The sequence below is a fragment of the Micromonospora halophytica genome (genome assembly GCF_900090245.1).
GTDB lineage: Bacteria > Actinomycetota > Actinomycetes > Mycobacteriales > Micromonosporaceae > Micromonospora > Micromonospora halophytica.
The window spans coordinates 17,979-30,050 of record NZ_FMDN01000015.1 but is presented as its reverse complement, the minus strand read 5'-3'; the positions used below and the strand labels follow the sequence as shown (position 1 = coordinate 30,050).

General features: G+C 74.5%; 13 protein-coding genes. 9 read left to right on the top strand and 4 right to left on the bottom strand.

The window, feature by feature from the left end:
• Positions 1–413 precede the first annotated feature (413 nt).
• Complete coding sequence (locus GA0070560_RS18900) at positions 414–1,670, top strand: SGNH/GDSL hydrolase family protein (RefSeq protein ID WP_091299624.1); 1,257 nt, start codon at positions 414–416, stop codon at positions 1,668–1,670.
• Positions 1,671–1,800: 130 nt separating this feature from the next.
• Here the strand turns inward: GA0070560_RS18900 and GA0070560_RS18895 are convergent, their stop codons facing one another.
• On the bottom strand, positions 1,801–2,229 hold the full coding sequence (locus GA0070560_RS18895) for an RrF2 family transcriptional regulator (protein WP_091299344.1): 429 nt from the start codon (positions 2,227–2,229) through the stop codon (positions 1,801–1,803).
• A 147-nt stretch (positions 2,230–2,376) separates the two neighbouring features.
• Between GA0070560_RS18895 and GA0070560_RS18890 the strand changes: the two genes are divergently transcribed.
• The 6 genes from GA0070560_RS18890 (at position 2,377) to GA0070560_RS18865 (ending at position 8,596) form a co-directional block, all read left to right on the top strand.
• Complete coding sequence (locus tag GA0070560_RS18890; RefSeq protein WP_091299340.1) at positions 2,377–3,597, top strand: globin domain-containing protein; 1,221 nt, start codon at positions 2,377–2,379, stop codon at positions 3,595–3,597.
• A 237-nt stretch (positions 3,598–3,834) separates the two neighbouring features.
• Positions 3,835–5,052, top strand: coding sequence for a glycosyltransferase (locus GA0070560_RS18885; RefSeq protein ID WP_091299337.1), 1,218 nt, complete (start codon positions 3,835–3,837; stop codon positions 5,050–5,052).
• A 64-nt stretch (positions 5,053–5,116) separates the two neighbouring features.
• Positions 5,117–5,980 (top strand): alpha/beta hydrolase family protein, encoded by an 864-nt coding sequence (locus GA0070560_RS18880; RefSeq protein ID WP_091299334.1) that lies wholly within the window; start codon positions 5,117–5,119, stop codon positions 5,978–5,980.
• Between the two features lie 155 nt (positions 5,981–6,135).
• Positions 6,136–6,762, top strand: a complete 627-nt coding sequence (locus tag GA0070560_RS18875; protein WP_091299331.1) for a hypothetical protein — start codon at positions 6,136–6,138, stop codon at positions 6,760–6,762.
• Between the two features lie 102 nt (positions 6,763–6,864).
• Positions 6,865–7,254, top strand: a complete 390-nt coding sequence (locus GA0070560_RS18870; protein ID WP_091299621.1) for a hypothetical protein — start codon at positions 6,865–6,867, stop codon at positions 7,252–7,254.
• 547 nt (positions 7,255–7,801) lie between these two features.
• The gene (locus GA0070560_RS18865) at positions 7,802–8,596 is read left to right on the top strand and encodes an SGNH/GDSL hydrolase family protein (protein WP_091299328.1); all 795 of its coding nucleotides are present in this window, start codon (positions 7,802–7,804) and stop codon (positions 8,594–8,596) included.
• Between the two features lie 150 nt (positions 8,597–8,746).
• Here the strand turns inward: GA0070560_RS18865 and GA0070560_RS28800 are convergent, their stop codons facing one another.
• Together GA0070560_RS28800 and GA0070560_RS18860 are read right to left on the bottom strand one after the other, a co-directional pair.
• Entirely contained in the window at positions 8,747–8,923 is a 177-nt protein-coding gene (locus tag GA0070560_RS28800; protein ID WP_170839478.1) for a hypothetical protein, read from the bottom strand.
• 61 nt (positions 8,924–8,984) lie between these two features.
• On the bottom strand, positions 8,985–9,719 hold the full coding sequence (locus tag GA0070560_RS18860; protein WP_091299325.1) for a DUF72 domain-containing protein: 735 nt from the start codon (positions 9,717–9,719) through the stop codon (positions 8,985–8,987).
• 108 nt (positions 9,720–9,827) lie between these two features.
• Between GA0070560_RS18860 and GA0070560_RS18855 the strand changes: the two genes are divergently transcribed.
• Positions 9,828–10,334: a DinB family protein gene (locus GA0070560_RS18855; protein WP_091299322.1), complete on the top strand. Its 507-nt coding sequence runs from the start codon at positions 9,828–9,830 to the stop codon at positions 10,332–10,334.
• Positions 10,335–10,473: 139 nt separating this feature from the next.
• Positions 10,474–11,277 carry a hypothetical protein gene (locus tag GA0070560_RS18850; RefSeq protein WP_139131538.1) on the top strand — a complete coding sequence of 268 codons (804 nt, stop codon included), beginning with the start codon at positions 10,474–10,476 and terminating at the stop codon, positions 11,275–11,277.
• Positions 11,278–11,339: 62 nt separating this feature from the next.
• Here GA0070560_RS18850 and GA0070560_RS18845 read toward each other — a convergent pair whose 3' ends face one another.
• A complete protein-coding gene (locus GA0070560_RS18845) occupies positions 11,340–12,026 on the bottom strand; it encodes a molybdopterin-dependent oxidoreductase (protein WP_091299316.1) in 687 nt (228 codons plus the stop codon).
• Between the last annotated feature and the right edge of the window lie 46 nt (positions 12,027–12,072).

The following is a 12,072-nucleotide window of genomic DNA, read 5'->3' as shown; positions in this document are numbered from 1 at the left end:
CGTACTCCCCGGTCTCGGCGGTGTGGTGCCGCTCACCGTCTCGATCTCCACGCGCGGCGTGCCGCAGCGAGCCTAGCCGCACGGCCCGACACGACCATGAACCCCCGCGCGACCCGCCGCGCGGCGAACGGCCGGCCGGGCGTCGTGGAGCGCAACGCGGCAGGCCGTCGCCATCTTCCCTGCCCGGGCCGGGAGGGCCGCCACGACGCCCCGCCCCGGACGGCCGCAGCGGGTCGCCGGGAACCGACCGCGCCGGGCCGTACGGGGCCACCGGGGGTCCTGGCGACCCCTAGCGGGCGGATGTTTCACCCCTCGAACGATCACGTTACGAGCCATTGACGTTCATTGCACGAGATGATCTGATCGCGCCTCCAGAGGATCTTTCGCATTTGCATGGACAGATGGGGGACGTCATGTCAAGGTTCCGTCGTACCGCGCTCGCGGCGGCGCTGACCGTCGCCACCGCCGCCCTGTCAGCCGCCGTCGGATCGGCGGCTCCGGCGACAGCGGCGCCGCCCACCGCCGCCGTCGCGCTCGGCGACAGCTTCATCAGCGGGGAGGGCGCCGGGGCGTACTCCCCGGTGGTCGACCTCAACGGCGTCGCGCGGCCCTTCCCGGGCTGGTCCGCCCCGAACAGCAACGCCTACTTCTGCCACCGCTCGGCGAACGCCTCGCTGTTCCAGGCGGACCTGCCGGGCATCCAGGCCCGGTTCAACCTCGCCTGCTCGGGTGGCCAGCCGTACGACATCGCCAACGCCTCCGCCAGCCGGGCCAAGGGACGGCAGGTGGCCGCGCAGCTCGACCAGCTCCGGGCGGTCGGGCAGACCCACGACATCGACCTGGTGCTGGTCGGCCTCGGCTCGAACAACAGCTCCTTCACCTTCGGCAGCGTGGCCGAGAAGTGCGCCAACCGGTTCATCGCCGATGCCTGGACCGGCTGGTGGGAGTTCTGGGCGTACCTCGGCGGACCGGTGCCGCAGGAGCCCTGCTCGGACGCCGACCTGGCCACGGCCGCGCAGTTCAACGCCGCCACCGCGGAGACCACGGCGGCGGTACGGCAGATCCTCACCACGCTCGCCCAGATCGACGCCGACGGCCAGCACCGGATCGTGCTGCAGGACTACACCAACCCGTTGCCGCCGGAGCTGGCGTCGAAGTTCTGGACCGAGGACAGCCGCAGCGACACCCGGGACAAGTTCCGCGCGCTGGGCGCCGAGCGGTACGCGGGCGGCTGCCCCATCCACCGGGCCAGTCTCGCCCCCGGTCACCGCTTCTCCCAGGGCCTGGGCACGCTGGTGAACTCCGTACGCACCACCCTCGCCGCCGAGTTCCCCAACGCCGACCTGGTCGGGCTCAACGTGCAGCGGGCCTTCGACGGCGCCCGGCTCTGCGAGCAGTCCGCCAGCCCCACCGGCGCGCTGGCCACCCCGATCCGGCTCCAGGACGGCCCCTCGGGCGTCTTCGTCACCAGCCTCTCGGGCTACGACAAGCTGGACATCCAGCGGATCGCGAACACCTGCGGGACGTACTTCCAGACCTGCCAGGAGTCCTGGCACCCGAACGCGGCCGGACACCGCGTGCTCGGCCGCTGCCTGAGCGGGGCGGCCAGCACGGCGACCCGCGCGGTGGCCTGCGTCCGGGCGCCGGACGGCACGATCACGGTGAGCTGAGCGGACGACGACCCGCAGGTGGGGGCGTCCGGCATCTGCCGGACGCCCCCACCTGCGTTTCCGGCCGGGTCACCGCGCGCCCGCCGATCACCGCCGCCGCTGCCGGGCGCCGGGAGAGACAGGTGGGGGGTCAGGGACGGCGGGTGAGGGTGAGCAGGAGGGGCGCGCCGGGGGTGTCGACGAGGTCGCCGAGGCGTACGTCGTCGAGGACGGCGAGGAAGGCGGCCTGCGCGCGGCGGAGGTGACCCCGCAGCCGGCACCCGGCACGCAGCGTGCAGCCGGACTCCTCGCAGGCGACGACCTCCTCCTCGCCCTCGAACGCGCGCACCACCTGGCCGACGGTCAGCTCATCGGCGCCCTCGGCGAAGGCGACGCCCCCGGAGCGTCCCCGGATGGTGACCAGCACGCCGATGCGTTGCAGCCGCTGCACCACCTTGGCGACGTGGCTGCGGGGCAGGTCCAGCTGCTCGGCCAGTTCCTCGACCGTGCTCCGGGTCGACGCCGTGGCGGTCAGCATGGCGATCCGCAGCGCCATGTCGGTGGACCGGTTGAGCTTCACGTACCGACCCTAGCCAGCGCGGCCGGGGCCGGACAGGGGTCCGAGGTCCGTGACGGCGGCAACAGCGGACCCGGGACCTTCGACCCTAAATAGGAATCGCGGATTCCTGTTTAGGTGGGCGGCGTAGGCAACACACAAGGAGGAGCTGTGCTCTCGGAATCGTCAGCCGCCGTCGTCACCGCGACCCTGCCCGTGGTACGGGCGCACGGGGAGGAGATCACCGGCCGGTTCTATCCGCGGATGTTCGCCGCCCACCCGGAGCTGCTCAACCTGTTCAACCGGGGCAACCAGGCCACCGGGCAGCAGAAGGCCGCCCTCGCCGCCGCCGTGGTCTCGTACGCGGAGCACCTGACCGGCACCGGCGACGCACCCTGGGGGCCGATCCTCGACCGCATCGCCCACAAGCACGCCTCGCTCGGCATCACCGCCACCTCGTACACGATCGTCGGCCGGCACCTGATGGGCGCGATCGGCGAGGTGCTCGGCGATGCCGTGACGCCCGAGGTGGCCGCCGCCTGGGACGAGGTGTACTGGCTGCTGGCCTGCGAGCTGATCGCCCGGGAGGCCCGGCTCTACACCGAGGCCGGGCTCGCCGACGGCGAGTCGGTCTGGCGCGACTGGCGGGTCACCGAGGTGACCACGGAGGCCACCGACGTGCGGTCGTTCACCCTCGCCCCGGTCGACGGCGGTGCGGTGCCCGACTTCGTCCCCGGCCAGTACGTCTCGGTGGCCGTGGACCTCGACGGCGGCCTCGGCCAGCAGATCCGGCAGTACAGCCTCTCCGGCCGCCCGGGCGCCCCGCAGTGGCGGATCACCGTGAAGCGGGTCCGCGGTGAGGACGGCGCACCCGACGGGACGGTCTCCACCTTCCTGCACGAGCGGGTCGCGGTCGGGGACACGCTGCGGCTCAGCCCGCCCTTCGGCGAGGTCAGCGCCGTCGCCGGCGATGGGCCGTTGCTGCTGGTCAGCGCCGGCATCGGGCTCACCCCGGCGATGTCCGCGCTGGAGCACCTGGCGGAGACCGCGCCGGAGCGGCCGGTGGTGCTGGTGCACGCCGACCGGGACGGGGCCGCGCACGCGCACCGCGACGCGCTGCCCCGGCTGTACGACCGGCTGCCCAACCTGCGCCTCAAGCTCTGGTACGAGCAGACCAGCGACGGTGACGAACTGGACGCGCTCACCGCCGAGGTGTCCAGCGGCCGGGTCGACCCGGAGCTGATCCCGATCTCCCCCGACGCGCACGTGCACCTGTGCGGGCCGCTGCCGTTCATGAACCAGATCCGCGGCGGGCTGCTGCGCCGGGGAGTGCCGGTGGAGCGGATCGCCTACGAGGTGTTCGGTCCGGGAATGCTGCGCGGCGGCGTCTGAGACCGGCCCGGGGCCGCGAATCTCCACGGTGGAGATTCGCGGCCCCGTCGTGAAGTTGACGACCTACCGGTTAGGAGGCGACGGCCGGGGTAGGGACGACGCATGCGCGTCCTGGGAACCAATGCGATCTTCCACGATCCGGCCACCGCCCTGGTGGTCGGCGGACAGGTGGTGGCCGCCGCCGAGGCGGAGCGACCGGTTCCTCGCCGCCCGGGACGGGATCTTGGAGGAGGACACATGCGCATCGCGATGATCTCGGAGCACGCCAGCCCGCTCGCCGTCCTCGGCGAGGAGGACGCCGGCGGTCAGCACACACACGTCGCCGAGCTGGCGGCGGCGCTGGTCGGCGAGGGCCACGAGGTGCGGGTCTACACCCGCCGCGACTCGTCGGGGCTGCCCGAGGTGGTGGACGCCTCCGCCGGTTACCAGGTGCGGCACGTGCCGGCCGGGCCGGCGCAGCGGGTGCCGAAGGACGAGCTGCTGGCATACGTGGGCGAGTTCGGCCGCTGGCTGGCCGACCAGTGGCGGCACGGCGACTGGCGGCCCGACGTGGCGCACGCCCACTTCTGGATGAGCGGCCTGGCCACCCTGCACGCGGGTCGGCGCACCAACACGCCGGTGGTGCTGACGTACCACGGGCTCGGCACGGTGAAGCGCCGGCACCGGGGCGCGAGGGACACCAGCCCACCGGGCCGGATCGGCTACGAGCGGGCGCTGGGACGCGCCGCCGACCGGGTGGTCGTCCAGTGCCAGGACGAGGTCGGCGAGCTGGTCCGCCTCGGCGTGCCCCGGTCGAAGATGGCGCTGGTCCCGTCCGGGGTCGACGAGCAGATGTTCCACCCGCAGGGGCCGGCCGCTCCGCGCGACCCGGCCCGCCACCGGATCCTCACCGTCGGCCGGATGGTCGAGCGCAAGGGCTTCCAGGACGTCATCCGCGCGCTGCCCACCGTGCCGGACGCCGAGTGCGTGGTGGTCGGCGGACCGCCCGCCGAGCTGCTGCCGGCCGACGGATTCGCCCGCCGGCTCTCCGCGCTCGCCGAGTCCTGCGGGGTCGCCGACCGGGTCAAGCTGCTCGGGGCGGTGCCGCGCAAGGAGATGGGCTCCTGGTACCGCTCCGCCGACGTGCTGGTCGCCGCCCCCTGGTACGAGCCGTTCGGGCTCACCCCGTTGGAGGGGATGGCCTGCGGCGTCCCGGTGATCGGCACGAACGTCGGCGGGATCGCCGACACCGTCGTGGACGGGCTCACCGGCGACCTGGTCCCGCCGCGCGACCCCCGTGCGCTGGGCACCGCGCTGCGCCGGCTGCTCACCGACAAGGTACGCCGCTTCGCGTACGCCACGGCGGCGGTGGACCGGATCCGCAGCCGGTACTCCTGGAAGCGTTGCGCCGAGCAGCTCGGCGCGGTCTACGCCACGGTCGCCCAGGTCGGCCGCGTCGCCCCGGCGGTGGCCTGACGGGCGCGGCGACCCGCGGCACCCCTTGGTTACCCGCCGGTAGCTTTCGTCGTACGCTGGACGGATGAGCGGGGAGCCGGAGTACACGCAGGAACACGTCGACGTCGACGGGGCACGCATCGGCGTCCAGGTGTACCCGGAGCCGGACGGCCCGCCCGGCGCGCCGATGGTGGTGATCTGGCCGGCGATGGGGGTCCGGGCCCGCTACTACCGCCCCTTCGCGGCCACCCTGCGCGACGCGGGCCTCGCGGTGGCCGTGGCCGACCTGCGGGGGACCGGGGCCAGCACTCCCCCACCCGGGCGCGCCTGCCGGTACGGCTACGCCGAGCTGGCCACCGACGTCGGCGCGGTCCTCGACGCGCTCAAGCCCCGGCTGGACGGGCGCACCCGGTTGCTGCTCGGGCACTCCCTCGGCGGGCAGGCGGCCCTGCTGCACCTCGCCCTGCACGGCGCGGACGCGGTCGACGGGCTGGCCCTGCTCGCCGTCGGCGTGCCGTACTGGCGCAGCTACCCGGGTTTGCGCGGGTACGGCGTGCTGCCGTACACCCAGGGGATCTCGGCGGTGGCGCGCACGCTCGGGGTCTGGCCGGGGTGGGGTTTCGGCGGACGCCAGGCGCGCGGGGTGATCCGGGACTGGGCGTACACCGCGCGGACCGGACGGTTCCCCGTGCTCGACGGGGTGGACGCCGAGGCGGCCGTGCGGCGACTGGCCACCCCGGTGCTCGCGGTGAGCATGGACGACGACCAGTACACCCCGCACCCCACGCTGGACCACCTCTGCGCGAAGCTCACCGCCGCACCGGTGACCCGGGACCGGTACACCGTCGCCGAGGCCGGCGCCGCGCTGGACCACTTCACCTGGGTCCGGGCCGGCGCGCCGCTGGCCCGGCGGGTGGCCGACTTCGCCGCCGGCCTGCCGCCCCGCTGACCCACCCACGCCGTCGTCGCGGTCCACCGGCCGGCTGATCCTCCTCGCACCGGCGGACCGGACGAAGGGCGTGACCGGGCACGTACCGGGCCCGGGTGCGTAGCCGCGCCGACGATGGGTAAGCGCTGCGCCCGAACACGGTGGAGGGGGATCAGATGTCCGAACGGCACACCGCACTACGCTCCATGCACGACCTGGGCCTGGCGGCCTGGTTCGGCGGCTCCCTGATGGGAGCGCTCGGCGTGAACGGGGCGGCGGCACAGATCAGCGACTCGACCCAGCGGCTGCCGGTCGCCTCGGCAGGGTGGTCCCGATGGACGCCGGTGAACGCGGCGGCGATCGGGGCCCACCTGGCCGGCGCGGCCGGTGAACTGATCACCGAGAGCCCGCGGGTCATGACCCAGCGGGGCGTGGGCCGGATGAGCGCGGTCAAGACGGCGCTCACCGTCGGCGCGCTCGCGGTGACCGGGTACAGCCGGCTGCTCGGGATGCGGCTGGAGAAGGCCGGCAACCAGCCGGTCGAGGGGACCACCGAGCCGAACTACCAGACGCCGGGCGACGTGGCGTCCTGCCAGCGGAAGATGAAGGTGCTGCAGTGGACGATCCCGGCGTTGACCGGGGCGTTGGTGGTGGTCACCTCGTACATGGGCGAGCAGCAGAAGCCCGGTCAGGTGTTCCGGGGCATGCTCGGTCGCGCCGGCGGAATGATGAGCGCGCCGAAGACGATGGGGAAGATCGCCGCGATGGGTGCGGCGAAGCGCCGGATGGCGATGGCGGACTGAGGTCGTACCCGATCAGGCCGGTGCGCGGCCGCGCGTCGCTGCGCCGACGGCGGCCGCCGCGCCGGGGTCGGGCGGGACGCCACGACGAGCAGCGAGGTGACCATGACGGCGAACGAGGGACCGACGGGCGGCGCCGAACGCGGGCCGGAGTCCGCCGCCCCCTGGGGCACCACCGGCGGCTTCGACGTGGGCCCGCCCTGGGGCGCGGGCGAGGACGACCCGATGGGCGAGGGCAGCGAGGAGACCGCCGTGCCGCCGGGGCGGCGGGGCGACCGCCGGGCCGGAGAGCCGGCAGGGCCCTCCGGCCCGGCCGGACGACACGGCTTCGGCCCGGTCGAGCCGACCCGGGCCCCCGAGGCGGGCCCCGGCGCCCCGCCCGACCCGGCGCCGGCCCGCCGCACCTTCCCGGACGACACGGCGGGTGGCGACCTGCCGGACAACGCCCTGGAGGAGGCCACCGGGATGCACCCGGAAGGGGTCAGCCGGGACTGACGCGACGATGCGAGCGGGCCGTGCCCGGGGGCTCCTGCCCCCGGGCACGGCCCGCTCGCCTCCGGACGTCCCCGCTCGCTCTCGCCCAGGGCCAGGCCACCCGGTCACCCGCGATCCAGGATCCGGTGCGCCGACCCCCGTTCCGGCACCGCGCGGTGCACACCCTCGACGTGACGGGCACCGGGTCCGCACGGCGCTCTTGACCGGGCCGACGCGACGAACGGCGAGATCCACGGCCTGGTCACCCCCGGTCGGCGGAAGCTCGTCGTGCTGCATCGACCTGATCCGCTTCGGTACGCGGCGGTCCGGATCTCGTCCGGGCCGCCGCGTCGTGCGCCCACCCGCCGCCTCGTGCGGCCGGGCCGCGTCATGGTGCCCGGAGCGCTGGCGCGGCGGGCACAAAAGCATCCATAGTGTTCGATAAAACGTCGATCGGCAACCCCGAACCGCCCACCTTTTCGCCAAGCGCGGGATCGGCCCATCGAAATGTTACCAACCAGTAGACGTCATGCTACGAAGTGGCCTCCATCACCACGGAGGTCCCTGAATGCGTCTCCGCACCACCCCCGCGGTCGGCTCCCTCGTCGCCGGCCTGCTCCTCACCCTCGGACTCGCCACCCCGGCGGCCGCCGCCGGCACCGACTACGCCGCGCTCGGCGACTCGTACTCCTCCGGCGTCGGCATCAACAGCTACGACGGCACCAGCGGCTCCTGCCGGCGCAGCCCCAAGGCGTACCCGCAGCTGTGGGCCAACAGCCACACCGTGGCCACCTTCCGCTTCGTCGCCTGCTCCGGCGCCACCACCCGCGAAGTGCTGAGCAGCCAGCTCGGCGCGCTGAACTCCGGCACCGACCTGGTGACCGTCTCCATCGGCGGCAACGACGCCGGCTTCGCCGACGTGGTCACCACCTGCCGGCTCGGCAGCGACAGCAGTTGCGCCAGCGCGGTGAACACCGCGAAGTCGTACATCACCAACACCCTGCCGGGACGCCTCGACGAGACGTACCGGGCGATCCGCAGCCGCGCGCCGGGGGCCCGGGTGGTGGTGCTCGGTTACCCGCGCCTGTTCGAGCTGGGCTACTGCGGCTTCGGCAGCATCAGCGAGTACAAGCGCAAGCTGCTCAACGGCGGCTCGGACACGATGTCCAGCGTGATCTCCGCGCGCGCCGGGGCGGCCGGCTTCAGCTACGTCGACGTCCGAGGCCGGTTCGCCGGGCACGGGGTGTGCGCGTCCAGCCCGTGGATCAACGGGACCACCTGGCCGATCGTCGAGTCGTACCACCCGAACGCCAGCGGCCACTCCGCCGGCTACCTGCCGGCGTTGAGCGCCACCACCGGCTGACCGGCGGCACGACGGCCGGTGACGCTCCCCGTCGCCGGCACGCATGCGCCGCGTCCCCGCACCCGGGGTCCACACCGGACGCGCGCACGTCGACGCCCGGGACCGCCGTCACCACGCGGCGGTCCCGGGCGTCGCCCGTACCCGGACCGGTCAGGAGCCGGTGCCGTCCTCGTCGCCGGCCGGGGCCGGCGGCGGCTCGGCCACCGGCCGGCCGGTCTCGTCCACCACGCCCGGGGCCATGCTGCCGCCGTGCGCCTCCTCGGCCTCGCGGACCCGTCGGGCCGCCGCGTCGTCCGGTACGCCCGGTCGCTGCTGCTCGTGCGTCATCACCGCACCTCCCTGTCGTCCCTGGCGGTACCCGCCCCGCCGGGGCACAAATCGACCATGATCAGACCTCGGCGGGCTCCGTCGCGGGGGTCACGCCGAGCAGCGCGGCCAGCCGGCCGGCGTCGCGCTGGGCCTGCCCCTCGCAGCAGTTGTTGAACAGCACGTGCAGCTCGCCGGTGGTGCCGGCCAGGTCGGACAGCAGCCCCGCCCAGCGACGCAGCTCGCCGTCGGAGTACGCGTACCGGAAGCGGTCCTCCTTGCCGCCGCCCGCCCAGTGCGCGCTGTGCCCGTGGAACCGGACCAGCCCCGGCTCGGCCGTGGCGATCATGATCGGCGGGACCGAGGAGGGATGCCCCTGCGGCATGTCCAGGCAGACCATGCTCAGCTCGTGGTCGGCCAGGAAGGTCACCGTCTCCGCCGCGGCCACGCCGTCGAACCAGGAACCGTGCCGCAGCTCCACCGCCACCCGCCACGGGCGGCACCGCCGGGCCAGCTCGACGATCCGTCGTCGGGCGGCCGCGCCGCACACCAGCCACGGTGGGAACTGCAACAGCACCACACCCAGCCGGTCGGCCGCCGCCAGCGGCTCCAGCGCCGCCCGGAACCGGCGCCACAACTCCTCGTACGACTCCTCGGGCAGATCACGGCGGCGGACCCGGGTCGGGCCGGTGGCCGGCCGCAGATCCCGGGGCAGCATCTTCACCGGGGTCGGGTGTCCGGTGAAGATGCTGAACGCCCCCGCCCGCAGCAACGTCTGGTCCGCCCAGGAGGAGGTGCCCACTCGAATCTCACCCATGTCGTCCGGTGCTACCCGCACCGACCGCCAGGGCAACCCGCGACGGGGCGGAAACTGTCGGTGGCCCTGCCTACGCTGACGCCGACGACATCGACGGAAGGCGGACGGATGACCACTTCGGAGCGGGTTCTCACCGGCGAGCGGGCGGACCTGGCGCAGACCCTGGCCCTGCACCGCGGTTTTCTGCGGCAGACCGTGCGCGGGTTGACCGACGAGCAGGCCGCCACGCGCAGCACGGTCAGCGAGCTGTGCCTCGGCGGGCTCATCAAACACGTCACGATCGTGGAGGAGCGGTGGGTGCGGTTCATCCTCGGCGGCGCCGAGGCGATGCTGGCCGAGTCGACCGACTGGCAGAACGGGTTCCGGATGACCGAGGGCGAGACCCTGGCCGGCCTCCTCGACCGGTACGCCGAGGTCGCCGCCCGCACCGACGACCTGATCGCCACCCTCGACCTCGACGCCGCCCGGCCGCTGCCGGAGGCGCCCTGGTTCGCGCCGGGTGCGACGTGGTCGACGCGTCGGGTCCTGCTGCACCTGATCGCCGAGACCTCGCAGCACGCCGGGCACGCCGACATCCTGCGCGAGAGCATCGACGGGGCCAAGACGATGGGCTGACCCCGGCGGCTCCGGCGGGCACGGTCCCCGCCGGAGCCGGTGGCCGCGGCGGCGCGTCCCCGGTCCTCCGAGTGATCGGCGCCACCCCGACCCCGATGGATGTGACGTCCCGGCGGCCGGCGGCGCTGAGGAACACGAGATGAACGCACATCGGATGGACCAGGAGACCGTCGAGCGGCTGCTCGTCGGTTCCGTCGTCGACCCGCAGGACGGCCCGGCGTCGCTGGTACGACTCCTGGCAGCGGTCCGGGCCGCGCCCCACCCCGCCGAGTTGCGGGGGGAGGCTGCCGCGATGCAGGCGTTCCACCGAGCGCGCGCCGGAGCGCCGCTCCCGGTCCGCGCCCTGCCCGCCCGACCGGGTGTCCTGGCCGGGCTGGCCGGGCTGAAGCTCGCGCTGGCCGCCCTCGCCGTGGCCGCGACCGGCGGCGTCGCGCTCGCCGCCGTCACCGGCACGCTGCCCGGGCAGCCACACCGGGACGATCCCGGCACGCGGCCGTCCGCCGCCCCGGCGACCACCCCGTCGGCCACGGCCGACACGGGCCCGTCGGGCGTTCCCGCCACCACGGACACGCCGCCGTCCTCGCCCCCGGCGTCGATCCTCGGCCTGTGTCGCGCCTTCCAGACCGAGGCCGGCGACAAGCCCAAGCAGACCTTGGACAACCCGGTCTACCGAGACCTCGTCGTGACGGCCGGAGGCCGCAACAAGGTCGCCGGCTACTGCGAACGGGCGGTCAAGGACGCGGAGCGACCGGGCGCCCCGACGCCCGACCGGGGCGACGCCACCCCCACCGTCGGGTCGAGTGGGCGTCCCACGCATTCCACCGACGTTCCGACGATCCCACCCATTCCGGCGACGCCGCCGGTTCCGGCCGAACCGTCCATTCCGGCCGGCAAGCCGACCCTGCCGGCACCGGACCGGACGGACCCGCCCCGCCCCGACTGACGGGTGTGTCGAGGTCCCCGGCTCGACCGAGGGCCTCGACACGCGCCCCAGGGCGGGCCGGGTCAGCGGTCGACGGCGTGGAAGGCACGGCGCACCCGGGGCTGGGCCCACCGCCAGACGGGCCGCCACACCCGGCCGGGCAGGAAACGACTGCGTTCCTCCCGTCCCACCCGGGCCCGCGGATGCCCGAGCCAGCCGGCCGAGCCGCCCTCGTGGTCGAGCAGGTAGTCGATCGCGCAGACGTGCCGGACGCTCTTGTAGCCGTACTGGCGCGGAGCGACGAGACGTACCGGGGCGCCGACCGGGCCGGTCAGCGGCGCGCCGCCGAAGGTGTCGGCGAGCAGGACGTCGTCGGCGAGCGCGTCGTCGAGCCGCAGGCAGGCCCGGTAGCCGTCGAGACCGGTCACCGCGATCCAATGGGCCCGGGGATGCGGGTGCACCAGGTCGGCGAGGTGCAGGTGCACCGTGGCGAACGGCGTCCCGCCCCAGCGCAGCCCGGTCGCCGTCCAGGTGGTGACGCAGTGCAGGTCGGCGACGAGGTCGCGGCGCGGGCCCAGGGCCATCAGCTCGGCGACCGGGACCTGGGTGGGCCGACGGACCATCCCACCGACGGTGATCACCGGTGCGACGGGCGGGGCGGGGACCCGGCTCGCGAACCACGGCAGCCCGAAACGGCGTAGCGGCGCGACCTGCTGGCCCGGCGGCAACGGCCGGACACCCCCGGCGGAGGACCCCTCAGTGAGCGGCACGGTCGGCTCCCGTCGTGATCGGGCCGCCACCAGCGGATGACATGGG